The sequence below is a fragment of the Vibrio azureus genome (assembly GCF_002849855.1).
In the GTDB taxonomy this organism is placed as follows: domain Bacteria; phylum Pseudomonadota; class Gammaproteobacteria; order Enterobacterales; family Vibrionaceae; genus Vibrio; species Vibrio azureus.
Map to the genome: position 1 here is coordinate 864,496 of NZ_CP018617.1, position 24,068 is coordinate 888,563.

31 protein-coding genes are annotated in these 24,068 nt (G+C 47.7%); 26 read left to right on the forward strand and 5 right to left on the reverse strand.

What is annotated here, in order from left to right:
* The first annotated feature begins 10 nt into the window (after nt 1-10).
* From BS333_RS17630 to BS333_RS17695, 14 genes are all read left to right on the forward strand, one after another.
* The gene (locus BS333_RS17630; RefSeq protein ID WP_033003411.1) at nt 11-343 is read left to right on the forward strand and encodes a hypothetical protein; all 333 of its coding nucleotides are present in this window, start codon (nt 11-13) and stop codon (nt 341-343) included.
* Between the two features lie 69 nt (nt 344-412).
* Complete coding sequence (locus BS333_RS17635) at nt 413-673, forward strand: hypothetical protein (protein ID WP_227739166.1); 261 nt, start codon at nt 413-415, stop codon at nt 671-673.
* On the forward strand, nt 654-1,178 hold the full coding sequence (locus tag BS333_RS17640; protein WP_021708728.1) for a hypothetical protein: 525 nt from the start codon (nt 654-656) through the stop codon (nt 1,176-1,178). Before BS333_RS17635 ends, BS333_RS17640 begins: the two co-directional genes overlap by 20 nt.
* 10 nt (nt 1,179-1,188) lie before the next feature.
* Complete coding sequence (locus BS333_RS17645) at nt 1,189-1,665, forward strand: hypothetical protein (RefSeq protein ID WP_021708727.1); 477 nt, start codon at nt 1,189-1,191, stop codon at nt 1,663-1,665.
* Nucleotides 1,613-2,206 carry a phage baseplate assembly protein V gene (locus tag BS333_RS17650; protein WP_021708726.1) on the forward strand — a complete coding sequence of 198 codons (594 nt, stop codon included), beginning with the start codon at nt 1,613-1,615 and terminating at the stop codon, nt 2,204-2,206. Before BS333_RS17645 ends, BS333_RS17650 begins: the two co-directional genes overlap by 53 nt.
* Nucleotides 2,203-2,535 carry a phage baseplate assembly protein gene (locus tag BS333_RS17655; RefSeq protein WP_021708725.1) on the forward strand — a complete coding sequence of 111 codons (333 nt, stop codon included), beginning with the start codon at nt 2,203-2,205 and terminating at the stop codon, nt 2,533-2,535. Before BS333_RS17650 ends, BS333_RS17655 begins: the two co-directional genes overlap by 4 nt.
* Nucleotides 2,532-3,512, forward strand: coding sequence for a baseplate J/gp47 family protein (locus tag BS333_RS17660; RefSeq protein WP_021708724.1), 981 nt, complete (start codon nt 2,532-2,534; stop codon nt 3,510-3,512). The genes BS333_RS17655 and BS333_RS17660 overlap by 4 nt, the downstream gene beginning before the upstream one ends.
* Entirely contained in the window at nt 3,496-4,152 is a 657-nt protein-coding gene (locus tag BS333_RS17665) for a phage tail protein I (protein WP_021708723.1), read from the forward strand. The genes BS333_RS17660 and BS333_RS17665 overlap by 17 nt, the downstream gene beginning before the upstream one ends.
* Nucleotides 4,149-4,685, forward strand: coding sequence for a phage tail-collar fiber domain-containing protein (locus BS333_RS17670; protein ID WP_021708722.1), 537 nt, complete (start codon nt 4,149-4,151; stop codon nt 4,683-4,685). Before BS333_RS17665 ends, BS333_RS17670 begins: the two co-directional genes overlap by 4 nt.
* Nucleotides 4,685-5,482, forward strand: coding sequence for a hypothetical protein (locus tag BS333_RS17675; RefSeq protein WP_021708721.1), 798 nt, complete (start codon nt 4,685-4,687; stop codon nt 5,480-5,482). The genes BS333_RS17670 and BS333_RS17675 overlap by 1 nt, the downstream gene beginning before the upstream one ends.
* Nucleotides 5,483-5,489: 7 nt before the next feature.
* Nucleotides 5,490-5,819 carry a tail fiber assembly protein gene (locus BS333_RS17680; protein ID WP_021708720.1) on the forward strand — a complete coding sequence of 110 codons (330 nt, stop codon included), beginning with the start codon at nt 5,490-5,492 and terminating at the stop codon, nt 5,817-5,819.
* Nucleotides 5,795-6,094 carry a hypothetical protein gene (locus BS333_RS17685; protein ID WP_227739165.1) on the forward strand — a complete coding sequence of 100 codons (300 nt, stop codon included), beginning with the start codon at nt 5,795-5,797 and terminating at the stop codon, nt 6,092-6,094. The genes BS333_RS17680 and BS333_RS17685 overlap by 25 nt, the downstream gene beginning before the upstream one ends.
* Nucleotides 6,094-7,263: a phage tail sheath protein gene (locus tag BS333_RS17690; RefSeq protein WP_021708718.1), complete on the forward strand. Its 1,170-nt coding sequence runs from the start codon at nt 6,094-6,096 to the stop codon at nt 7,261-7,263. The genes BS333_RS17685 and BS333_RS17690 overlap by 1 nt, the downstream gene beginning before the upstream one ends.
* The gene (locus BS333_RS17695; protein ID WP_021708717.1) at nt 7,256-7,744 is read left to right on the forward strand and encodes a phage major tail tube protein; all 489 of its coding nucleotides are present in this window, start codon (nt 7,256-7,258) and stop codon (nt 7,742-7,744) included. The genes BS333_RS17690 and BS333_RS17695 overlap by 8 nt, the downstream gene beginning before the upstream one ends.
* A 90-nt stretch (nt 7,745-7,834) precedes the next feature.
* Here the strand turns inward: BS333_RS17695 and BS333_RS17700 are convergent, their stop codons facing one another.
* A complete protein-coding gene (locus tag BS333_RS17700; protein ID WP_021708716.1) occupies nt 7,835-8,302 on the reverse strand; it encodes an Arc family DNA-binding protein in 468 nt (155 codons plus the stop codon).
* A gap of 195 nt (nt 8,303-8,497) precedes the next feature.
* On the opposite strand from BS333_RS17700, the gene BS333_RS17705 reads away from it, so the two are divergent.
* From BS333_RS17705 to BS333_RS17750, 10 genes are all read left to right on the forward strand, one after another.
* Nucleotides 8,498-9,316, forward strand: a complete 819-nt coding sequence (locus BS333_RS17705) for a KilA-N domain-containing protein (RefSeq protein ID WP_021708715.1) — start codon at nt 8,498-8,500, stop codon at nt 9,314-9,316.
* On the forward strand, nt 9,313-9,510 hold the full coding sequence (locus BS333_RS17710) for a hypothetical protein (protein WP_021708714.1): 198 nt from the start codon (nt 9,313-9,315) through the stop codon (nt 9,508-9,510). The genes BS333_RS17705 and BS333_RS17710 overlap by 4 nt, the downstream gene beginning before the upstream one ends.
* Nucleotides 9,511-9,555: 45 nt before the next feature.
* On the forward strand, nt 9,556-10,131 hold the full coding sequence (locus BS333_RS17715; protein WP_021708713.1) for a phage tail assembly protein: 576 nt from the start codon (nt 9,556-9,558) through the stop codon (nt 10,129-10,131).
* A 112-nt stretch (nt 10,132-10,243) separates the two neighbouring features.
* Nucleotides 10,244-12,964 (forward strand): phage tail tape measure protein, encoded by a 2,721-nt coding sequence (locus tag BS333_RS17720; protein ID WP_021708712.1) that lies wholly within the window; start codon nt 10,244-10,246, stop codon nt 12,962-12,964.
* A 2-nt stretch (nt 12,965-12,966) separates the two neighbouring features.
* Complete coding sequence (locus tag BS333_RS17725) at nt 12,967-13,335, forward strand: phage tail protein (protein WP_021708711.1); 369 nt, start codon at nt 12,967-12,969, stop codon at nt 13,333-13,335.
* On the forward strand, nt 13,332-13,535 hold the full coding sequence (locus BS333_RS17730; protein WP_021708710.1) for a hypothetical protein: 204 nt from the start codon (nt 13,332-13,334) through the stop codon (nt 13,533-13,535). Before BS333_RS17725 ends, BS333_RS17730 begins: the two co-directional genes overlap by 4 nt.
* Before the next feature lie 236 nt (nt 13,536-13,771).
* Nucleotides 13,772-14,509 carry a contractile injection system protein, VgrG/Pvc8 family gene (locus BS333_RS17735; protein ID WP_237359111.1) on the forward strand — a complete coding sequence of 246 codons (738 nt, stop codon included), beginning with the start codon at nt 13,772-13,774 and terminating at the stop codon, nt 14,507-14,509.
* 1 nt (nt 14,510) lies between these two features.
* Nucleotides 14,511-15,785 carry a tyrosine-type recombinase/integrase gene (locus BS333_RS17740; protein ID WP_021708708.1) on the forward strand — a complete coding sequence of 425 codons (1,275 nt, stop codon included), beginning with the start codon at nt 14,511-14,513 and terminating at the stop codon, nt 15,783-15,785.
* Nucleotides 15,786-15,823: 38 nt separating this feature from the next.
* Complete coding sequence (locus BS333_RS22665; protein WP_021708707.1) at nt 15,824-16,120, forward strand: MarR family transcriptional regulator; 297 nt, start codon at nt 15,824-15,826, stop codon at nt 16,118-16,120.
* Nucleotides 16,121-16,416: 296 nt separating this feature from the next.
* Nucleotides 16,417-16,845 carry a hypothetical protein gene (locus BS333_RS17750; RefSeq protein WP_033003406.1) on the forward strand — a complete coding sequence of 143 codons (429 nt, stop codon included), beginning with the start codon at nt 16,417-16,419 and terminating at the stop codon, nt 16,843-16,845.
* Nucleotides 16,846-16,945: 100 nt separating this feature from the next.
* On the opposite strand, the gene BS333_RS17755 is transcribed toward BS333_RS17750, so the two are convergent.
* From BS333_RS17755 to BS333_RS17770, 4 genes are all read right to left on the reverse strand, one after another.
* Complete coding sequence (locus tag BS333_RS17755; protein ID WP_021708705.1) at nt 16,946-17,539, reverse strand: phage antirepressor N-terminal domain-containing protein; 594 nt, start codon at nt 17,537-17,539, stop codon at nt 16,946-16,948.
* 665 nt (nt 17,540-18,204) lie between these two features.
* Nucleotides 18,205-18,762 (reverse strand): PhnA domain-containing protein, encoded by a 558-nt coding sequence (locus BS333_RS17760; protein WP_021708704.1) that lies wholly within the window; start codon nt 18,760-18,762, stop codon nt 18,205-18,207.
* A 200-nt stretch (nt 18,763-18,962) separates the two neighbouring features.
* The gene (locus BS333_RS17765; protein ID WP_021708703.1) at nt 18,963-21,473 is read right to left on the reverse strand and encodes a VolA/Pla-1 family phospholipase; all 2,511 of its coding nucleotides are present in this window, start codon (nt 21,471-21,473) and stop codon (nt 18,963-18,965) included.
* A gap of 23 nt (nt 21,474-21,496) precedes the next feature.
* Complete coding sequence (locus BS333_RS17770) at nt 21,497-22,735, reverse strand: outer membrane protein transport protein (RefSeq protein ID WP_021708702.1); 1,239 nt, start codon at nt 22,733-22,735, stop codon at nt 21,497-21,499.
* A gap of 566 nt (nt 22,736-23,301) precedes the next feature.
* Between BS333_RS17770 and BS333_RS17775 the strand changes: the two genes are divergently transcribed.
* Nucleotides 23,302-23,736 carry a hotdog fold thioesterase gene (locus tag BS333_RS17775; RefSeq protein WP_021708701.1) on the forward strand — a complete coding sequence of 145 codons (435 nt, stop codon included), beginning with the start codon at nt 23,302-23,304 and terminating at the stop codon, nt 23,734-23,736.
* A 54-nt stretch (nt 23,737-23,790) separates the two neighbouring features.
* Nucleotides 23,791-24,024 carry a DUF3389 domain-containing protein gene (locus BS333_RS17780; RefSeq protein ID WP_021708700.1) on the forward strand — a complete coding sequence of 78 codons (234 nt, stop codon included), beginning with the start codon at nt 23,791-23,793 and terminating at the stop codon, nt 24,022-24,024.
* Nucleotides 24,025-24,068: the final 44 nt, after the last annotated feature.

The following is a 24,068-nucleotide window of genomic DNA, read 5'->3' on the forward strand; positions in this document are numbered from 1 at the left end:
TGGTGACGATATGCGTTTAAGCGATGGAAAAAAGATAGTCGCCCCCGTTCCAGCGGGTGGTTTTCAAAAAGATGTGCCGTGTTTACTTGGGGCGTTACTCGTGGTGCCCAATTTTACCGCAGAAGCGGGAGACACGGCGGTGTGTTACCTACAAGGCCATTTTGATGGGCCCATTCGAGCAGGCGATGATGTGCGTTTTGAGTCTGAGCCAGCGTACTTTCACGATAGCGAGTTTACCAAGACCCAACCGACGGGTACCGGAGACATCTCTCAACCGGTTGGGGTGTTCATTGATGGCGGTGTGCTCTTAACGGGCGGGCTCATCACTGAGTTTGTGACCTAAGCGATGAGCGTGTTTGTAGCGGCTCGGGATCTTATTCGTCAATCAATCCAACGCTGTTTTGGGCGCTCGATGGAAGTGATGACCAGACAAGGGCAGCCATTGGAAGTGGTGGGTTACCTTCGGCGCCATGAAAAGGGCGTCAATCAAGTGCATTTGCTGCTTACCGACTCCACGCTGCCGGAAGGCTGTATCTTACACTATCAGGGCGAGCGCTATCGGTTGGTCTTTCATGCCGCCGCGGGCAATCCCAGCGCAACCAGTCAGCTGATGCGCGAATATGTCATGGTCTCAGACAGTCAGAGGGCGCAGCATGAATGGTCTGAATTCTAGTCGAAATGAATGGCAGCTCGATACCACGTTCATTCATCGTTATGAAGCGTTTGAAAAGGCCATCCCCAAAGCCGTGATTCGAGCGGCGTCGCTGACTTCTCGGTGGCTGCGGGGGGTATCGATGGCCGAGCTTGGCTATGAAATGAGCATCGATATCAAAGCGCTGCGTTCACGGTTTCGAGTCTACAAAAAAGGGCGGGTGTCGAAGGTGTGGATTGGGGTGCGTGATATTGGCGTGCATCGGCTTGGCAGGCCAGTGCAAACTCGCTCAGGCGTTCAGGTTGGGGAACATTTTTTTGCCGGCGCGTTTATCTCGCCAATGGACAGCGATCAGCTTTTGGTATGGCGAAGGCGAGGTAAGTCGAACAAGCGCATCGAAAGCGTCACCATCGAGATCCATGATGAGGTCGATGCGATTGTCGAGAGCTACTTACCTGATATTAATCGTAAATTTGAGGCATTTTTTCATCGTGAATTCAAACACGTTCTTTCGCTCGCCGCGTGAGTGGGTTTTATTGGTGGTCCATCACTTAGAGCAGCGCCTGGCGCTGAACATCGAGACTGTTTATCGGCGCCAAGCGGTTCAATTGGACACTACCACCGTCAGTTATCACATCGGCGAGGCCGATCCGGTCAACGAATATGCCAACGATGGCCGGAACCTTCATGAGATTGAATTGCGGTTCTTGGTTGAAGTGCCTCTTTCCATGCCGGACTTTGATTTAGAAGCATTGGACGCGTCAACACGCTTAGAGCGGGAATTATCGATGCAGCACTTTGGCGTCTGCAGTGATTTAGACGGCGCGACCGTGGTAGCCAATCTGCCGAGTAAATTCGATCCGAAAAATGGTGTGTTTGCCCGAACCGTGACCATGAGACAGCGGATCCGATTAGGCCCAGTGGAAGAGAGCTGGCATTACATTGAAGGAGGGGCGGCCCATGCTCACCCAACTGATGAAACATGTGAGTGCCTTAGAGAAGAAGGTGCTTGAGTTGCATGAAGAGCTTGAAGAAAACCATCGTGCTTCGGCCAATCTACTGCGCTTAGGTGTGGTGGTCAAAGCCGAGGCAAACACCGTCGATATTCAAACCGGGGCGAATCTGGCTAAGCGGGTCCCTTTTTTTGTCCTTGCCGCAGGCAGAGTCAGTCAGTATCGGCGGCCCTCGGTCAACGAGCAATGTTTGCTGATCAACTTGGGCAGCGGGGATAACTTAAACAATGCGGTGGCGTTGATGGGATTGCCGTCGACGCAGTTTCCAAGCCCCACCATCAACGAGAACGAGGTGATGACCGATTACGGCAACGGCATGACTGAGCTTTATAACCTCGATGACGGTGCGCTGATTTGTCGGTATCCAGGCGGCATGAAAATCTATGGGGATACTTGGCAAGACGGGCACTATAAAGCCACGGGCGCCATCACCGACCATACTCGCTCGATGCAAGCAGACCGTGAGATTTATAACCAGCACGCTCACCCAGGTATTGCCTCTGGCCCTTCGAAAACCCAGCCAACGGAGCAAAAGCAATGATAGGTATTGATCCCCAAACCGGCAAAACCGTCACCGGAGCCGCTGCGTTGAGCTGCCGTTTTGCCAAGATATTAACCACACAAGTGAGTTCACGAGTCAAACGTCGCGGCGTGGGCAATCGCGCCGTCTCGCGATTGGGCAAACAGCAGAGCCCGACCGAAGCGATGATCGTGCAAAACCTCACCCTAGAAGCGTTATCTAACCCATTGAATGGCTTGACCGATTACCAAGGCATTCAGTGCCAAGCCACCCCACATTTGAATGGATTTCGAGTCAAGGTTTCTGGGACCTGGCGCGGTGAGCCGCTGCAGTTAAGGGGTGTATTATGAGTGCCAAACCCAAGGCGTTCAGTGAGCCGCACTTTGAAACGCTGCTCAGTGACTACATCCAACATGCGCTGGCTTATTGCGCCGAGCGAGACCAAGACAAAGCTACTCTTCTGCGTGAGGCGTTTGACAATCAAGGCGAGCTGCTGGCTCAGGTAACGCAAGCCTTTGTCTTAAAACGCACCGCTGAAATTCGCGAGCAAAATCATCAAGCGTTGCAGATGTTTCGTAAATACGTCACCGATAGCGACATGGTCGATTTACTGGCACTGCAATACAGCTTGAAACGCCAAGTGATTGAAGCGGGGGATGACACGGTCTTTCCTGCCAAGCCTGCGGTGATGGAATCGAATGAAAGCTTGCTGCAGCGTTTCGATTTGGCGCCTTTTCAGTTTCATACCACCGGCACTCGGCTCGGTTATCGCTTTCATGCGATGACGTTAGAAGAGCGGCCCACCATTACGGTGCGCTCAGAAAAAGACGCGCTGGTGATGCGTTATGAATTTCCTGACACATCCTTACCCAATCCCATCAAAGATGCGCAGGCCAGAATGCTAGAACCAAATACGGGCAAAGTGTGCGTGGCACTGCTCAGCCGTGCGTCCGCCGATGGGGTCCCTCATTCAGACTTGCTGGAAAGAGCGCACCAATATTTAAATCGCGATGATATCGCGCAAGAGTCTGATGAAGTGACGGTCAAAGCCGCGATACCGAAACCCTATCGCATTGAGGTGACCTTGTTCACTGGCGCCGATCCAAAAAACGAAGTCGATAATGCTTCAGCGGTCGCTGTGGCTTGGCAGTTTGCCGACCAGGCGCAGACACTTGGCAGCATTGTTGACCGAGAAGAGGTGGCGCACATCTTTTATGAATTAGGGGCCAAGCGAGCCAAAGTGCAAGCGCCGGTGACGGATGTGATCTGCGCTTGGGATGAAGCGCCGTATTGTACGGAGGTCGTGGTCCATGTCCGAGCTGAATAAGGCGTTTATTTCGGTCCAGCCCAATAATGCGTCTTTGATTGAAGAGGCCTTGGAGTATGGCTGGGCGCAGCTTCTCCACTCGCTGCCTTGCCCGTATCCCAATCTCAAACAGCCTTTATTGACCGCGCCACCCTTTGTGGCCTTGCTGGCGGGTGAGCGGGGCGTGCGCGATTGGCAACCCAAAGATACGCCACAGAGCCAACGCAAAACCGTCGATAAGGCTTTTGAGATCCACCGTAAAGCGGGCACGCGGCTCGGTTTGTCGATTGCCCTCGATGCAATTGATTGTGATGTGGACGTGATCCCTTGGCATCAAATGACCCCAAGAGCGCCTCCGTACCACATTGAATGCATCGCAACGCAGCGGAGCCAAGCGCTTGATAAGGCGGCCACCACCCGAGTGTTAAGCCGCATTGAGAGCACCAAATCAGAGCGAGACACGGTGCATTTGATCATGGCACTCAGTGTCGATTCTGGGTTTACCTTGTCTGCCGTGACGCACCCCATCGTCATGGTAAGCGATGAATCTGCACTTTTGTGTGCGCTTCCTGATATTTCCCCTGGCGTTGCGCCGCTGTACTGGGGCGCTGCCACACGCCTTATTTTTACCACCGAACATCAATTTGGAGCCATCGCATGAGTTATGTCGTGCAATACACCGATGCCGGGCTGGCGGAACTTATCAGCGCCCAACATCAAGGACTCAAGGCAGCGATCAAAACCATTGCCGTGGGGGATCGCAGTTATACACCAACGACCGACCAGCAGGCGTTACACAACGAGCGGCAACGTGAAGTGATTGTCGATTGGGAGGAGCTCAGCCCAACACAATTGAGAATGAGCGCCGTATTCAAAGGCAATCAAGAATATGAAGTGCGAGAAGTCGGGTTCTTTTTAGCGTCCGGTACCTTGCTCGCACTGTATTCCGCTCCGAATACCTTGCTGACCTACAAGTCAGCGAACTCGAGTTGGTTACAAAAGTTCACCTTGGATGTGTCTCCACTGCCAAGTGACAGCATTACGGTCGAAGTAGGGACCGAGAATTTGAATTTACTGATGTTTGAAGAGGTGCTCACTGCGGCCATCGCCACGATCTCTTTAGGCACCACACAAATTAAAATCGCGCACCAGCAATGGTTGCTGAGTGAGCGACTCAGAGCGGAGTTGGATTAATGAGTATCGAGCAAAAGATCACCGATTTACAGACGGCCTCGGCAGAGCAGACGGCCGCTTCACAAGCCTTGTCCCAAGAGGTGATAGAGAAACTGGGCGAGATTGATCAAAAATTTATTGAAGCCAAGGACAGCTTTGAGCGTTGGCGGGGGCAAGTACAAGCCAAAGACATCCATGGCCAAAGTATGTATCAGTCGATGATTGATTTAACCGGGTTGAGTACTGACAATTACTATCCGGTGTGGTGGCAATTTCCCAGTAATAAAGGGGGTGACTCACGGCTCACCATTTCAAGAGAGTGGGCGCAAGACCAAGAGCTGGATCCGTTCGGCGAAAGGTTGTCTGTCGCGGGGTTAAATCTGCAAATAGAAGGCGCCGGACACCCAACTCTTGGCGACGCCGATTACATGACCATCAAACGATTTTGGCAAACCTACCGAAAAACGGTCCGAGGCCTTGCGTTTGGCATGCAGTGCATTGCTCGCCCCATTAATGGCCTTAGACCTATGTATCTTGGGTATACGGACGGGCAAATCGTTAACCATTCAAGTCGAAGTGGTTGCTACCTGAGAGGCGGGCTGACTTACCATGTCACCAAAAGCTTCCAGCATCAGCTGTGGTACAGCCGGGAAGGTGGGGAGGTGTCGGCCGGGACCTATTCCAATGAAGCTTTTGAAATCGATTGGCGAGTGAAAGCTTATCATAAGGACGATCCCTTTCTGGGCCCCGATTATGACGATCAAATTCGCTTTCTTTATGCGATGGAGTTAGACAAACGTTATGTAAAAGCACAGTGAGGACAGCATGACCTATACAATTAAGACGTTGACGGATGCCCATGGTGAGACACTGTACAATGTGCCTGCCGAGCCCGAAATATTGATGAAAATGGGCTTTAATGCGCAGCAAGCGGTAGAGATGTGCCATGCGGCTGAGCAGGAAGCGCGATGGGCACACATTCGAGCCGAGCGTGACTCAACCCTGTCACAGACCGATTTTACTCAGGTGGGGGATGCGCCGATGACCGAAGACAAGCAGCGTGAGTTTGCCACTTACCGCCAAGCGCTTCGTGATTTACCCCAACAGTTTTCTAATCCCAATGAGGTCATTTGGCCACCAAGGCCCACCCTATAAACGGCGCCGAATGCGTTTTTCTCTTTAACCCAAGCCCTTTGCCACCGCGTGAAGGGCTTTTTTATTGGAGCGTCTCTGTGCAGAAATCCACACTCACCCCACTGGAATACCCGATCCTCCAAGCGTTTCGATTGCAAGGTCGTTGGGTATCGCCCAGTGAAAAAACGATCCACCTTTTGCCTCAACAAACGGCCTTCCTGATCCAAAACGGGAAATTAGGGGCCGCGATGGACGCCAAGGTATCGTCTAAACCCACGCAAAAAGAGGGCAAGTAATGCTCACACCAATCCAAGATTTTGAACTCAATGGGGTAGAAGTCAATACCATTGAGCCTCAACCCAGCATGGGGCCACTTGCCTTGCAGGTGGTGCACTTAATTGGGACCGCGCCCAATAAGAGTCCAAGTTTGAATTATAACGAGCCCACGCGTGTATGGAATTTCACTCATGCGATGGTATCGCTCGATAGTGTTGGGACCCGGCAAGGCACGTTACCAAACGTGGTGCGCTACTTACTCGAATTCGTTCAGTGTATTGTTTACGTTACGATTGTCGAAGCCGATACCGATCCTACCGTGACCGAAGCCCATATCATCGGTGGCGTTAATCCTTCTACCGGCGCAATCACCGGCCTTGAAACCGTGAAAGCGTGCGCAGAAACGCCCACCATCATCGCCGCGCCAGGGTTTCATTCCCTCGCCGTGGGGCAAAAGCTGGCGCTTATCGGGCGCGATGTGCGCTGCCGACCAGTTCTGGATGGTCCGAACACCAATGATAAGGACGCGGCCGAGTTTGCCGCTCAATTTGGCTCGGAGGGGACCGGGCAAGATAAGTTGTCAATCATCGACCCGTGGTTTTTGAAAACCTATGACGGCGTGCAATCACTGATGCCAGCTTCCATTGCTTTGGTGGCCGCGATGGCCTCGGTTGAAGGTTGGGAGAGTCCACAAAATCAAGGGGTTTTGTGTGACGAAGCGGCGCGGCCTGTGTCGTACAAAATCAACGATAAAACCACCCAAGCCAATTTCTTAAATAAGCATGGCGTGGTGACCATCGCCCGTACACGAATGGGCGGCATGTCTATCATTGGCAATCGGACCAATACCGGACGTTTTATTGCTCATGTCGGCTTGGAAGATTTAATGGCGCGTAAGCTCGAAGAAACCAGCCAACCGCTGCTGGGACAACCATTGACCGAAGCGTTTATGGAGCAAGTGGTTGATCGCTTAACAAACTGGGGGCAAAACTTGGTGGCGCAGGGCGTGATCCCAATCTTTAACGCCTTCCTGCACCCGAGTAAAAATAACCTAGAAAATTACACCTCTGGGCGTTGGTACTTGTGTGTTAACTATGGCCGCTACAGCCCAAATGAACACATGGTGTATGAAATGAGTGTGGATAATGGCCTGATTGAGGCATGGTTAGAGGAGGTCATCAATGGCTGATCGTATTCGCATGCGGATTTCGGCGCAGGTAGAGTCTGTGCCGCTGATGAACGAAATCGTCGAATTCACTCCGGTTGATATCAAAACCAAGACCGTCTCAAACGAGGGCTCGTTTGTGCAATCGGAAGATGTGGTGGGCTTTGAGCCGCTGAAATGGACCCTGAAAGTGCGGGGGGATCACCAAAAAATCCAAAACGCGCTGGGCCGCTTCTTTATGGATAACGCCCAAGTGAACGTGACGGAAAAAGGCAAAGGCACCGATCAGTCGAAATACCATGAGGTGTATTCGATGTATGGGCTTATTACCAACATCAAAAAAGAGGCGGTGAAGATGGGAGAAAAGCCCACCGTCACCATTGAGGGAACGTGTAAAGCCTACAAGCTCACCGATACGGGTACCGTCATTCACGATATTAACGTTGAAACGGGCAAGACTATCGTGGGTGGTGTGGATCTGATGGGGACGGCGGGGATCCGTTAAGATAGAGAGTAAGTCCACATTGTTAACATTGTTATTAGTGGCGACTGTCCACACGCCCCTTATCACCCGGCAATATTCGCGTGACCGCATTTATTCCCAGGCTATCGTGAAACCTTCAATACTCCAGTCGCAGGGGAGTGTATACCCACAATCCACCAAAGATGAGATGACGGGTTTGATGACCGTCTCAATAACAGGCTCAGCATCGGAGGCCAGCTCAAACTCTCTGAGACAAATATAAGCGTTAAAAAGACCCAGCGCCGAGCGGCGGTGAACTTCATTGCTGATCCGGTTCATTAGGTTCAAATGAAGGAAAGCTCTGCTTGCAATGGTCTTCTGTTTTGCTTCATTGGCGTTGGGGAGTTTGACGGGTATCGGCGTCTCTTTTATAAATGATGAACTGAGGCGACTGACTATCTCGGCGTTGACGGAGATGTTGTGTTCTTTTGCTGCTAAGTGAAGGTTTTTCTTAAGATCTTCTGGCATTCGCACGTTAATTTGTGGAGGACGTTGAGTCATATAAAATTCCATAGGACAGTCTTTGACAATAATAGCCATATACTACTATTCTTCCAATGGTAGCAACTGGCTATCACTGGTTGAAGGAGGTCATTTTGAAGGGAAAACATCGTGATCAACAAGCCAAAATGGAGCATGAAAAACAGGGTGGATGATCAACGGTGTAGAAATGACAAAACCCCAGTGCGTGAACACTGAGGTTTCAGTCCAATTCACTATTCCGTGGAGGGGAATATGAGAAATGAACATGGTTTAATCTTAACACCAGATCCGATCCCTGTCATTGCGGGTATCGAAATACGTGTCGATGAGATGGGCCGTTATAACTTAAATGATTTGCACAAAGCCAGTGCGCTTGGAAAAAGTAAGGCGCCCAACAAGTGGTTAGACAACGCGTCGACCCAAGCTTTGGTGACCGAATTGGACCTAACCCCGAATTTGGGGTTAGCCTCGGTCAACTGTGTAAAAGGGGGCATTCACCCTGGTACCTATGCCCACGAACTGCTCGCCATTTCCTATGCCGGTTGGATAAGCCCACGCTTTCAATTGACGGTGAATCAAGCCTTTTTAGATTCCAAACAAGCACAGCGCCCAGAACTGACCACAACCGAGATATTGGAGATTGCGTTAGAAGCGGCAAGAGAGCGTGATGTGCTGAGAGTTGAAAACCAACAACAAGCGCAAAAAATTGAGGGACTGGAAAATCTATTTAAAGGTGGATTGACCGCGCCGCAGTTTGGTCGCATGCTCAATGGTATTAACGTCCAACAAATCAACGCGTTTTTGGTTGAGTTAGGCTGGATGTACAAAGAGCGCAGCAAAAGGTCGGGTTATCGGGTCGCCAGTTATGCAAGAGATAACTACATGACCGAAAAAGAGAACCTGATCTCAATGCATGGTTACGACTCGTTTGTCACGGCCACGCCCATTTTACTGCAAAAAGGCGCCATCAAATTATATGAGCTGTATTTGCAGGGTAAGTTACCGATGAAGAAGAGCTGGGACAGTGCCTACACCCACCTAAAGCTGAGCAAGGATCGGGTGGCCGCATGAGTGACACTGACCCCATCGACGCGGAATCTCTTGAGCACGCCCTGGTCTCACTTCGCAGCATTTCTTCCATACTCTCTCTTGCGCTGGAAGGCGAAAATCGAAAAACGGAACAATACGCAGCGATTGAGGGCGCGATCCAGCTCGCGGACTTTCAAGAGCGTAAGCTGAGCAAATTGCTCCGTAATCCCTATTAACCACGATGCATTCAAGCCAAAGCCATCCACTCGGGTGGCTTTTTTATGGAAAAACGCATGAAAAATCAAAGTAAACTGACGTTCTTTTGCCGTGAGAACGTGGTATTGAACACCCTTCCTGTTGCCCAATTTCGTCAGCTGCCACACATCGAAACCGAAGATGAACTGACCGCCAAACAGTTATTCGAGCAACGCAAAGCGCTGATCTTGGCGTGCAGTGATGTGAGCAAAACAGAGTTTGATACCTTATCGGTCCCCGATTTTAATCAGCTCTATGACGATATCTGCGATATGATCCTCCAACCTTCCGATGCCTTGCAGGGCGCACCGCTGAATGGGGCCTCAGCCGAGTTTACCTTGCTGTATCCTTTCGACAATGAGGTCGGTGAAACCATCCATAAAGTGACGTTTGCGATACCGAAAGTGGCGCACTCTGAAGCGTTGGCCGACATCAACGAAGCGCAAGCGCGTGAAGATTTCATGTTTGAGGTCATCACCGGTTTGCAGCCTAGTGATCTTCACTTTCTGTCCATTAATGATTACCTGGCGCTCAAACCGCAGGTGGGCGCTTTTTTTCAACAATCGGCGGCGTACTTTCGCCCGATGACGTCGAAAGCCTGATTGACCTCATCCCGATGCACCGTAATACCTCTGAATCTGAGCTGAGGCGATGGCCACAAGATGTGGCGGTGCGCCGTTATGAGCTTATTCTGGCCAAACTTGGGGTGAACTAATGTCCGAAAAAATTAACCTCATCCTTAATACTGCGGTAAAGGGTCTTGAGGCGATAACCTCCACGACCACGGCGACAGAGCGCTTAACCGCGGCATTGGAAAGCCAACGTGGTGAAGTGATTTCACTCAATGGCAAACTCAAGCAGCTCAACGGATTTGAGTCGGCAAGCAAGCGGGCGGCAAAGTTGGCAGGCCAGCTGGATGAGGCCAAAGACAAGCTGAGTCGCCTTGGCCAAGCGCTGGCCGATAACAAACAGCGAACGTCGAGTCTTCGCGGTGAATACAGCAAGACACAAGCGCAGATAAACCAGCTCAACGCGCAAATGAAAAAGGCCTCAGGCGAAGGGGCGAAGGATCTCAAGCGCCAGCTATTGGAGGCGCAACAGCGGTTAGAGGCGTTAAACGATGAGATCCACCACGGTAAGGTAAAAACCCAAGACTTGAATGCGGCCTACAAAGCGGCCACCAAACGAGTCACTCAGCTCACAGAGCGCCAACACCAGCAGCGAGACAAACTCAAACGGTTAGGCGCGGCCTTAAAAGAGTCGGGGATCCATACTGGCCGCTTGAGTGATGAGCAAAAAAGGCTCGAAGCGCAGGCAGAAAAAGCCACCGCAGCGCTTGCCAAGCAAACTCGGCACTTGAAAGAGCGCCAATCGATCCAATCTCGCATCGACAGACGTAATGCAACATTGAGTGAGATGGGTGGGCAAGCCACCTCGCTGACCATGGCTGCAGCCCCCATTGCGGCCACGGTGTGGTCGGCCGTTAAGAACGAAAGTGCCTTCGCGGATGTAAAAAAAGTGGTCGATATGACCCCTGAAGAAGCCGAAGCGATGCGCAGCTGGTCGTTAAAAACCTCGACGCAAACCCCGATGAGCGCCAATGACATCAACGCGATGTTAGCCGCCGGTGGCCAAAGCGGCATCAAAGACCCAACGCAATTAAAACAGTACGTGCTCGACGCCGCGCAAATGGGGGTCGCGTTCGATATGGAAGCGAGTCAAGCGGGTGAGACCCTCGCGGTCTTTAAAGCCGCATTAGGCTTAGATCAAAAGGGGGCCATGGGCTTGGCGGGGCTGGCTAACCATCTATCGAATCACTCGAATGCCAAAGCGAAAGACATTGCCGGCGTAATGGCAAGGCAAGGGGCGTCGGCCAAGATGGCAGGGTTCTCCGCCAATGAAGCCGCGGCGCTGTCGGCCTCAATGCTCTCTGCGGGGATGGGCGAAGAACGCTCAGCGACCGCATTAAAGAACATCTCCGGCCGCCTGACCCTCGGCGACGCTGCGACCAAAGCGCAGCAAAACGCGCTCTCTAGCGTAGGTTTCGATCCCACTCAGCTTGCTGCCTCAATGCAAAGCGATGCGTCAGGCACCTTATTGCAGGTGCTTGAAGCCATCAAAGACGCGCCATTGGAAGAGCAAAGTGCCTTGATCACGAAAATCTTTGGTGAAGAGGCGAAAGGCGCGGTGGCGTCGCTGGCCGCGAACACCGGGCTTTTTCGTCAAACCCTTATGTTAGCAAGCCAAGGGCAAGACTTGCATATTCAGTCATTACAAGACGAATATCAGGCGCGGATCAACACCAGTGAAAACGGCATTGCTCAGTTCATCAACAAGGTGAATCGGCTCAGCGTGATCATTGGGACCGCACTTTTGCCGGCGCTCAATTGGGTGCTGGAGCCACTAGGTGATGGCATCAACCTCTTGGCCGATTTTGCCGAAGCCAATCAGGGCGTGACCGCTGCCGTCGGGATCGGCATTGCCGGCTTACTGGCCTTTAAAGGTGCGCTGTTAGCAGGAAAAGCCGCCTCGCTTATCTTTGGCAATACCCTGGATAAAGGGCGCTTATTTCGCAAAGGATTAAACCAAGAAACGCAGCAAAGTGGCCGGGCTGCGGCCTTTGCCACCAAGCAATTGAGTCGATTGAATCACACCCTGATGCGCATGGGCTCCGGTCGTGGCGGTATGGGGGCGAACAGGCGCTCACCCTCTCAGAGATCTTCAAACCGGCCGCGATCACGTAACCCATTAGGGCGCGCTTACTCGATGGCCAGCACCATGATGACCGCGAACAGAGGGGCATTACCGCTGGCTTTGGGAGGCGGCGCCTTAGCCATGACGCCAGCGGTGGCGATGGCCCAAGACGGCATCGGGTTGGCAGGCGATCTGGCCCAAGGCGTTGGGAAAACGGGGGTGGGCAAGTTACTTAGACCATTGGATATGGCCATCAGTGCCGGCAACATTGCTACGGCGGTGTCCGAAGGCGATACCAAAACGGCTTTAGTCGAAAGTGGCGGCCTGCTTGGCAGCATGGGAGGCGCCGGGATCGGGGCAACGATTGGTACCATGATTTTCCCTGGCGTCGGTACCGTGATAGGTGGCCTCGCTGGGTCGCTATTAGGGGATTTGGGTGGTGAGTTTTTAGGGGGCTGGTTTGGCGATAAGCTTGATACACCCAGCGATAAGCTGATGGCCTCACAAGCGGTGTCTGAAAAAGTCGTAGAAAAAGAAAAAGCCGGTTCCGCCGTTCGACAGCCCTCCAATGTCAACTTTGAAACTCATGTCGCGATCCAAGCGGCGCCGGGTATGGACGAGCAGGCCATTGCGGCCCAGGTCAGCGCTCAAATTGATCAACAACTCAAGGCTCAATATCACTCGCTCACGGGGCTGACCATCGACGAATCCATTCAGGTATCGGCCATTGATAGAGGTTAACCATGCATCATTTAGTGATTGGAGAGTGTGTGTTTTCGGTGGGCGATAAAACGCCCATCACCCAGTTTGATAGAACCACGGCCGGCGCTTATTCTGAAGTGGGCCTGATTGATAACGCCCGTTCAGAGCGAACGGGCCGACCACTGGAAACGATAGACATCCGTGCCAAATGGCTTCAATACAGCGCAGCGCAATCGGTGGATGCGATCCGTGCTTTGATTGATGAGCCGCAACAAGTCAGTGATGGTCAAGGGTTTAACCTTGGCCGCTGGACCATCAAGCAGATCAAAGAAGGGCGCAGTGAGCTCATCCATGATGGCCGCGCCATGGTCACCGAGGTGTCGTTGCAATTGTTGGAGTTTCGAGAATGAAAGTATGGGCCCGTAAAGGGGAATTAATCACTGATTTGTTGTTTAAACACGCCAGGCAAGACAGCGACCCATTAGAGGTCGAGTTTTATCGCCTGAATCCACATGTCCGTGGGGATATCTTCACGGCCGATACCGAGGTTCAACTGCCTGAGTTACTCACGGTCGAACCCACTCAATCTGTAACGAGGTCTTGGGACTGATGCTCAAACTTATTGGTAAACACAGCGAATGGATATTGGCTCGCCTTAAATCTTGGCGCCTCTCTGATGGCAACGGCATCGAGGGGGATAGCCTGACATTAACCATTAACTCGGATGATATCGACGGCATTCCCCCGAAAGGAGAAAAGTACTCGGTCTATTTAGGGGAGGTGCTGCGCGATGAGTTTCAAATATCGAAACGCTCCATTTGCTTACACCCCCGAGAAGTGACGTTGGTGCTCTCTGTTGCCCCGTTCCACATTAAAGACCAAACCGGTTATCGAGAGCGTCAATCGATGAGCTGGGACAAGACCACCTTAGCGCAAGTCGTCGCCGATACGGTCACCCCACATGGCTTTCAAGCTTTTGTCCATCCGAGATTACAAAAAATTGAAATCGCACATCTTGATCGCACCGATGAAAGCACCCCGGCGTTTTTGCACCGATTGGCCAAGCACTATGATGCGGTTGCCAAACCCGTCGATGGCCGTTTTATTTTTGCGCCCAAAGGGGAAGCGAGAAGTGCCAGTGGTAAAGCGATTGAAACGGTGACGTTGTCACAACCTGACGATAACCAACCCCAGCGACCGAACGTCATTAATGTCAGCATTGATCTCGATGGCCGAACCGAGGTGACCGGTGTGAAGGCGTTTTATCTTTCGACCGAGAATGGCACGCGTCAGGAAGTGAAAAAGGGCAAGGCGCCATTTAAAGTGATCGGCAAAGACAAAAACAGTCAACAAGAAGCCGAGCAAGCCTGCGCGAGTGAACTGAGAAAAATGCAGCGAGAGGGACGAAAGCTCACTATCGACGCGCCGCCAAACCCTGCTGCCTTTGCCGAAGGGCTCTTGATCCTAGACAGCACCTTCCCCAAAGCCTTTCAAGGGACGTGTTCCATTGATAGCGTGTCATTCTCAGGCCAAGGGCTACAGCCAAGAAGAATGAACATTACCGCTACGTTAACAGGAGAGTAGGATGTTAACGTCAAATGCTGCCGTGCATCTGCCTGCGACCGTGCGTTGTAAGATCTCAGAGGCGCAGATCAAGCGATATGCCAGACGCCTTCATGTCAGACAGCTGAAAGATGACCGATATTCGGTGTACTTTCGCTATAAGAAAAACCGAGTGCAAGGCTCTTGGGTCTTTTATGAGTACAAAGATGGCAAGCAAAGCGCCCATGTGTTTGGCAAATACCCCAACTTAAGCGCGAAAGACGTCCCCGAGGTGGTTGAGCACATCGCCAAGCAGCGCTCAGTGGGGATCACAACACGCGCGAATGAATTTACCACCGTCGATGAGCTGCTGATTTGGTATTTAGATATGGAGACGCGAAATCGACACTTATCGAGAGATCGACTGAATTCGCTTAAGCCCATGGTGGATGCCCACCTGATTTCTCGTCTGCATGGTGTAAAGATAGCGGGCCTGTCCCACCGTGAAATTGAACAGCAATTGATGAAGCCGTTACGCGAACAGCAGTATTCCATCAGTTATATTCGCTCGATATTTCAGGTGTTAAAGGTGGCCTTCAACCGGGCAAGAAAAATCAACAAAATCGGCCATAATCCGCTCAATGACATGATCTTCACTGACTTTGTCAAAGCCAGAATCCAGCCAAAGGGATGCAGTTTGCTGGTTGGGCAGACAGCAGAGTTATTGGTGCAGTTTGGGCAAGCTGAGCCTTTAACGCGCATGTTATGTTTGATGATGCTCAGCCATGGCACACGCATTGGGGAAACGCGCAAATCAAAATGGTGCAACATTTGTTTTATCACCAAGCAGTGGAAAATTCCGATGCGGGACACCAAGACCAGAAAAGAGATCGTCTATCCATTAACCGATGAATGGGTGTGTTTGCTTAAGGCCTACAAAGCCTGGCAATTGGCGCATCATTATAAAGGCAACCATCTCTTTCCCGCCTCACCGCGAGATCGAAGCCCAATCTCAAGCACGGTGGCCAATCAGATGATCAGAGCCATCGCGCATGGCCACTGGACCGCACACGATTTAAGAAAGTTAGCACGCACCGTGTGGGCCGATATAGGCATTGATTATCTGGTTGCAGAGACTCTACTGAATCATGCCAAAAACAAAATGGATCAAACGTATATCCACACGCATATAGAGCTGCAGAAATCAGAAGCACTCAAAGCCTATCATTTGTGGTTAAAAAATTGCTGGCGAACCTGTTTTATACCTGATTTTCAAAAAACGTTCCTCTTAATAAACGCAAATGAAATCAGTGATTAACCTCCACTCAAAATATAATCGCTGCGGACAGTATTACTATGGGTAAATTTGGGGTAAAAGGTGACCTGAATCACAATTTAGTGGCCGAGGCGCAACGTGATCCTCACCAAGTGAAATGGTTGAAGCTGAGCAAGACACAATTACGCGTCTTGGATTCGATAGAGCAGGGTGAAGAAGTTACAGCGCAACTTATTTCTAAACGATGCGATTTGTCACCAAGTTGGGCAAGTTCGAATTTGAGAAGTTTAAATGAGAGATGTTACCTAACAAGAAGACATATTGGTTTAGATTGTGGGGGCATGGAGTTTCACTATCGTCGTTTAATGCCCCTGTGATGATGAAAGCTTAAAAAGGATCTTAAAAGTATCTATATAAAACAATTACATAGGTTCTTCTGGATCCTTCAAGTTAGCAAACGAGGCAACTGCTCGTGAAATAAAAATTTTTCGGGACGTATGGCCACCACCACCTCTAAAGAGATTTATGTGGTATTCAGTCGAACTTTTATTGAGCGTGATGCATAACGCTCTATCAAGACAAGCTTTTGGTGCAAAGTTTAGTTGAGTGTTATGCTAAACTGATCTTCTCTCTAAATGATTCTCCATAAAATGTATTTAATTGAAAAAAATTTTTGTATAAAATTATCTACATTATTGTTTTTAATAATCTTTTTATGCTAAAAATCATTTTAATCGTTGTGTCAATAATATTTACTTTTTGCGTTCAGGCTAACACGCTGGTTACAACCCATTTATTATGTGCGAATGATAAGGGTACAGAGTGGGATTGGGCCAATTGGAGTAACGGGGATTATATAGAGTTAAAAGGATACTGGGGGTCTCTACAGTATAAAGGAAAGTGGATTGGTTATTTTACTGTAGATAACAAACAATATGAGCTTTTGAGTGAATGTTCTTGTTTTACTGAGCAGTGTCTTAATTATTTCCCTCATCCCGCCGATGCTCTCAATAATTATTGGTATTTAATTAGAAATGCTGACACAAAGAAATTTTCAGGGGGCTATTACACTAAGTTCAATTATAACCCTTTCCCAACATAATTATGCAAATATACCTCATCGGTCAAAAAAGGCGCTCCAATAATTTGAGCGCCTCTTTTAAATCTTCACGAAAAACAACAACGACTTCTTACGGCAATATTCACCAACTTTTTCCCTTTGCCGATAATAATTCAGCCAATCTACAATTTGCAGTTTCGGCAATTCTTGCATAGTCCTCAATAGAAAAGTATCCAGGCTCATTCAGCAGCTCATGAAGCTTTGAACGCTCAAAGACCGTTACGTCATTGCCAACTGGAATAACACCGATCACACGGCCGTTTTCTAATGTCATTAAAAGTTTGGTAGTAGTGGAGATAGGACTTGAGGGAGGGAGTTGGTTGGTTTCTTGATTCCAGTGTCGCCAGAGAACATCGTCACATTCGGTTTGGTATTGGATGACTTTATCGCGAATTTCTCTACGTATTCGACTAGGTTGCAGTGTTTGGAGCCAACCAAAGAGTTTTCGAAGTGGGATGCAGATACGTTCACGAGGTTTGTTATCAGAAGCAACCATGGTCATTATGACCATGGTCCAGCGTTCGGAGTTCCCAGTTAACTTTCTATACTGTGTTTTCCAATTTAAACCAATGCCTTCGACAATGGGTTTCATTGGTATGTAAGGTTCGTTGTTGTACTCAACGACCAATAGATTAGAACCGTAGAAAGGGACAATGACTTGATGATTGTTCGGCATAAATGCCTCCGATGCAATGAGATTGAACATTGACCACTCAAAGGGACCAAACTTTGGTGGCGGACTGAACTGGGTTGGTCCTACCGCTGCATCGGAAGCGGCCAGCCTAAGCTGCCCAATCCAGCCCACCATAATACAGATGTGCGGATTCTGTGCGTAAAAAAACCAGCAAGAGCTGGCGTATACACACCGATGCAAGAGATTTAACTCTAAAGCGGGGGACCAATCCCGTCACTGGATTTTGCCAGTGAACTCAAATTATGAGCCTAGAGATACATTAAATCAAGATATGCTTTTGGGGCGATTGGTAAGACCAATTTTAGTCTTTGGGGCGTTTTTGGGGCTTTTGGGGCTTTTTGATTACAAGCACATGGGACAATTGAATAAATTTGCTCACTTTATTAGCAGGATTTAGGACAAATTTACGTGCATTCATCTGAACCTTTGTTCTTTTTTAATTTAATATTATCAGACATTTAGACGTAATGACCCACAGAAAAAAAATTATCACGATTCTTTGGGGCAGTCGGTAAGACCAATTTTAGTCTTTGGGGCGTTTTTGGGGCTTTTTGGGGTCAAACTGGCCAAATTCAGCCCATTTTTTCGATAAAAAAAAGGCGCTCTAACAATCTGAGCGCCTCTCTTAAATCTCACTAAAACAATGACTATTTTTTACGGCAATATTCCGCGATAACGTACATTGATTGACCGCCATTTGCCTTACCAGAAACCAGCTTCGGATCGTCGCCAAGGCTTATGCCACGTATGACCGTGCCTTGTTTGATGACTTGGTTTGTACCTCGAACGGGTAGGTCTTTGATGACCGTTACGTCGTCACCTTTTTTCAATTCAGTGCCGTTACAATCAAGCGTTTTATCGTCATCTGACATGCCTTTCATCGCCCAATTCATCTGCTCTTCTTCCATATACATCATATCGAGCGCATCCTGAGCCCAGCTTTCTGTGTTTAGGCGAGTCAATTGACGCCAAGCTGTAACTTGTACTGCTGGAACTTGGCTCCACATGCTATCGTTCAAGCAGCGCCAGTGATTAATGTCTTTAGGGTCTTCGATTTCACTATGACACTTATCACAAATCATGATAGCAGTATCAACTGTGACATTGCTGTGTGGTGGCACAGCGTAAGCCGTGAGTTGAGAATCTGATGCACACAATTCACATTTTGAATCGCAGCGTGAAAGAAGAGTCGTTTCGATAGACATAAGAGCATACCTGAGTAATTTTGAATGGCGGTATTATCCACTTTATCTCGAGAAAAAAAAGGGGGGGAAGTCATTAATGACTCAATTCTGAGCAAATAGAACAGAGAAGTGTAGGGTAGTGAAGCCATGTGTGTGAGGAAAAAATAAACAATAAAAAAAGGCCCTGAAAAACAGAGCCTTAAATTAATCGGAAGCTAACTTTAATTGATGTCTGTATTTATCGTGTTATCTAACAAATCATCATCATTTTTCACATTAAAGTTACCGTCTTTGTTGCCTTTTGAAAGAGTAAACTTAACTATTTCGGAAGCCATTTCTTTATGTGCAGCCGGATCTTTTTCAGAAGTAACATCTGGCGCTATAACTGTTGAATGCTTAGCATGTTTGAAGTAGGAAGCTAACTTTGTTTTACCCTGTGTTCCAAGCATTGTGTTGGATAACTGCAATTTGGCAAGAAGCGGTTGCCCCCCAGCTGTAGGCATCGTTTTTACAGTGTTGGGAATGGTAGTATCTTGATTTGACTGAATAGCAAACACAGGAGCATCCTTATCGACTAAAGAAGCTACGTTGTATGGGTCAACGGGATCAAGCACGGTTTGGGCTGCGAATGCAAACATATCGAGTGTGTAATCAATCATTTGCTTGTTCTGCTCAGATTGATTGTAAAAATCGTCAAAACACTTAACATCAGAGATCTTGTCATCGTTGGCACAGTTTTGCTGATAGTAAGTTCTATAATCAGGAACACCATTATAACTGACAGAATGTTTAATTTGACCGGAAAATGCTTGAGATTCCAGCAAGAATGGCGCGATAACGGCACCCGGATTAGCTAAAGTCGCACTGGTATAGTGGAAATCTTCGCCATTATTAACGTCTGCAGCGGCATAAGAACTGATGCCTGTGATGGCTCCAATAGAATGGCCCATTAGCGAGATGTTGCTTGTATCTATAGTACTAAACGCAGACAAGTCTTCAGGAGAATGTTGTACAGCATAAGCCAGACCAAGGCCATCAATAGCACCTTGACGGATATTATCTCGAGCAACTGGCAAGTATTCCAAATTCATAAAGGGTGTTGGGTTACTTGGGGTTGTCACTACTTCTTTGGATAGAGCTCGTTGACCATGCAAAGGTTGATCGATAGCAATAAGTGCATATGGTTTGTTATAGTTTGGGTTCTGGATGGCAGATGCAATATGCTCCAAAGCAAACAGGTAAGAAGTCTCTTTAATACCAGTAATACCATGTTGATATTGTAGAAGAGGAAGGTTATCGTTGAAGTCCTCTCCATTATCTCCATCCTTGACTTCAGGAACAAACATCAGGAATGGTACGTCTTGTACAGAGCGAATTTGTGGTAATGTACTGTACTTAGTTAAAATACGCTCGGGATCCAATTGTTCGCCATTTGCAAGGAATAACTTAGCGCCAAATAGCTTAGCCTGATTCGCAGGGTTGGCTAACTGCTCCGAAAGGTTTTCAGGAGAAAAACCCAATTTTACCAGTTGCGTGACCAAATACGCTTGGTCTTGCTTAGACCCAGACGACAGCACTGAAAGTATCTTTAAGGCACTTGGCATAGCACTACGCCAAGGTTGTGTCTTCCATTGGTCGTTTTCTAAATTATTACTCAGAAAGTAAGGAAGCTTTACCGTTCCACGATAAACAGTGATCCCTTTTAATTTAGTCAATGCTTTTGCCAAAAGATAGAGATTTTTCATTTGTTCTGCTACGGCTAAGCCTTCTTGTGCATTTGGAAAAAGGCTTAGAAATAATTGATCAGAAAGTAACGCTTCACCAAAATCAATCTGAGTAACATTATTAAATGTGTAAAGTTCTTTGAGTTGTTCGGCAGGAATGTTATTTGGGTTAGCAGTATGACCCGGTTCCCAAGTTTTACTCGGGTCGGCTTTAGTCATTTCCTGTGCCACAGCTTTTATTGATTGACCAACAGAAGCGGTGGTAAACATTGAGGAGTAAATAATGTCGTCTTTTTCGACACCATTAGCTCCAAATGTATTCTCAATCATCCAAACCATTTTTTGCGGTGCACTGAGGTCTCCACCTTGTGGCTTGGCAGATTTTAGCATTGCGTAAGATGGGGAAGTGCCTAGGTTATCTCCGTTGCTGTCTTTAATGCTTTGTTTTAGGGCATAGATATAAGTTGCATTTGGCTCTAAACCTTTAACTGGTAATACTTTAATATTTTTAAGATCGCTAGAAACAGCAATAAAGTCTTTTCCAGGGAACAAAGGGGTATAAACTTTATCTTGTGACTGTGGGTCATTGCTAATTTTAGCAACCAAAATACCGTCAGTCACGTTTTGACTATAACCTGACTCAACAAGGTCATTGAGGAGAGTTACGCCTTGCTTAAAGTTTAGGTCGATAGAAAATGGCATGACGGTACTCCAGCCATCCGCTTCACCCATCGCGACTGATGGGTTATTTAATCCCGTTGGTTCGCCAGGAGAAACAGGGATGTTTAAAGTATGATCCGTTGGGTCTAGAAGCAAAGATGATGGTACTGGAACGTTCGCGTTTGTACCTGATAATACAAAGTCGATAGAACCGTCACGGCCAAGAAGATCTTGGATGCTATCTTCAAATTGTGGGGTATCAGAAGTGCCTGAGCTTGAACTGTTATCACCACACCCTGCTAATAATACAGCAGCACAAAGTAAAGATAGTTTAAATTTATGATTCATTCTGGTTTACTCCGATAATACCGTTATTTGAAGGTGTAGTTCATTTGAATTGCACTAATGTATGCAACACCTTTGGAGTCAAAGCTGAGCTCTTTATTGATGTTGTTCGTTTCTTTGAATGAGCCAGACTTACTTTTAACCAGCGCAAATCCAGCATCTAAAGACAGGTTTTCCTGTACTTTATAAGTAAAGCCTGCGGTGTACCACATACGGTCACTGTCAGGGATGCTAAGCGTTGCTTCGCCTGCTTGTTCGTCATAGGCGATACCGGCTCTTAGGGTCCAATCTTGGTTAAGAGTGTAAGCACCACCGACTGAATAACGGTTATTACCTTTGTAATGCTCTGGCTTTTGAAAACAAACACCGCCTAAACAATCACTACTGGTTGCTTTTAGCTCAGTGAACTCACTCCAGTCAGTATGTTGCCAGCCATAGTGGACTGCCCATTGGTCATTCAATTGGTGGAAACCAGAAAGTTCAATAATGGCAGGCAAGGAGATTTTAAGGCGACCTTTAACCTTTTTTGGACTCGAAAGGCCAGAATCGTAGCTATTAAATTCACCATCGTCAAAATCAAGATCGATTTTAGAACGGTAGCCAAAACCAAAACGATGATTTTCATTTAACTCAAATAGTGCACCTACGTTCCAACCAAATGCGACGGTATCACCATCCATGCTAATAAGCTTTTTCGATTTTTGAGCCTCACCGGCTGCTGAAGTCAGATTACCTTGGTGGCGAGTAAGTTCAGCTTGAGCATAAACAAGGTTTACACCTCCACCAAGGCTAAATTGTTCATTAATTCGGTAAGCGACATTAGGATTAAAATTTACAGATACAAGGGAGGTGTCGCCTGCTAAATCTCCAGCGGAAATATCATCAGGGTAATCGGTTGCTACACCATAGTTGGTAAACATACCGAAGCCCCAAGCCCACTGATCATTAATTGGACTGATATAATAAGCAGCAGGAACAAACTGCATCGGTGCGACATCTTTTGAGTGCTCATTATTTGTAACGTCGTAGACATCAATTTCAGGGTCAACAATAGAAAAAGCACCTGAAAATTGAGCTTCTTTAAAGCGTGTCATGGCTGCTGGGTTACGTGCTAATACACTCGCATTATCAGCTACAGCACCTTCACCAGAAAATGCTCTACCTAGGCCCGATGCTGAATGTTCGTTCACTTGAAAACCCGCAGAATGGGCATTAAACGCCATCAATACGGATATTGAAAGCAGAGAGCAGCGCGTTTTATTCATTCTTTCCTTCCTAAAGGTCGTTATATTAGGCTTGAGCCCAAAAGTTAAATTCAGTAACAAAAAAGTCAGGCTATAGTTCTAAAAATAACACCTAGAGCTATTGATTCTGTTATTACTTAAATACGTCACTAAATTTAAATTTAACATAATGTTTACTTAATGCTAACTTTTATTCTTCGCCATTGTCAAAGAAACGACGAATTTCAATTAGTAAAACTGATGCATAAATCAAAATAAAAGATTTCAGCTTTGCATTATGCCGAGATAATTTCATCAAATGGTATTACCAGATTAAATCTTTGATAAATATTGAACAGAAATCGTTTAATTATTGAACGGTTGAGCGTTTCTATACAGTTTGTTTATAGGTTGATAAACAAAATCTAAAGTAGGGACATTCATGAGTAAAAACTCTAAAATTGTTAGCAAGCTCGATTATACGCAAGTAAGTTCATTCGATTTATTAAGCTTTCATCATAATTTTTGCTGACATTTTGTGGTTAAATAAACAACGTAATAGCATATGCACGGTTATATTTTTAACTCATAGCGAAAAAGGATGGAAAATGAGCATTTGGACTGAAACACTTTCATTAGAACTTCTCAATGCAACGTCGAAGAACACCATGATGGAGCACTTGCAGATTAAGTACACCGAATTTACTTCAGATACGATCAGTGCAACGATGCCCGTTTGTCACTATACGCACCAACCTTTCGGCTTACTTCATGGTGGAGCTTCCGTCGTTCTTGCTGAAACCTTGGGCTCTCTAGCGGCAAATTGTTGTGTCAAGGAGGGGCATTACTGCGTTGGTCTGGAGATCAATGCAAATCATATTCGCTCGGTAAAAAGTGGCATTGTAACGGGTCAGGCGAAACCGATTCATCTAGGCTCAACAACACAAGTTTGGCAAATTGATATTAAAAACGAAGACGATCAATTAGTATGTACGAGTCGTTTGACGGTCGCGGTTAAACAACGCACTGCTACGCCCAAGTAACCTCAAGAATCTTGGGTATCATTAATATTAAAACGAAGATATAGTAAAATACACATGGTTATTGATTTCTCACTAGGCAAAATTGTTGCTACTCCTCATGAAGTTGTCATCAAACTTATTGGCGATAATATGGTCACTTTGCAAGCTCATACTGATGCTTTACAACTGCTAGGCCGCGGAGCGAATGTTATTTTAGCGCATGGAGCAGAAACGAAATGGTCGATCAAATTGGATGATGAGCAGCAGTTGCAAGCGTTAGCCAGCGCCATTGGAATTGATGTTCGATAGCCATTCTACCCAAGCCGCCTTTAGAAGCTTAATTCAGTAAGAGA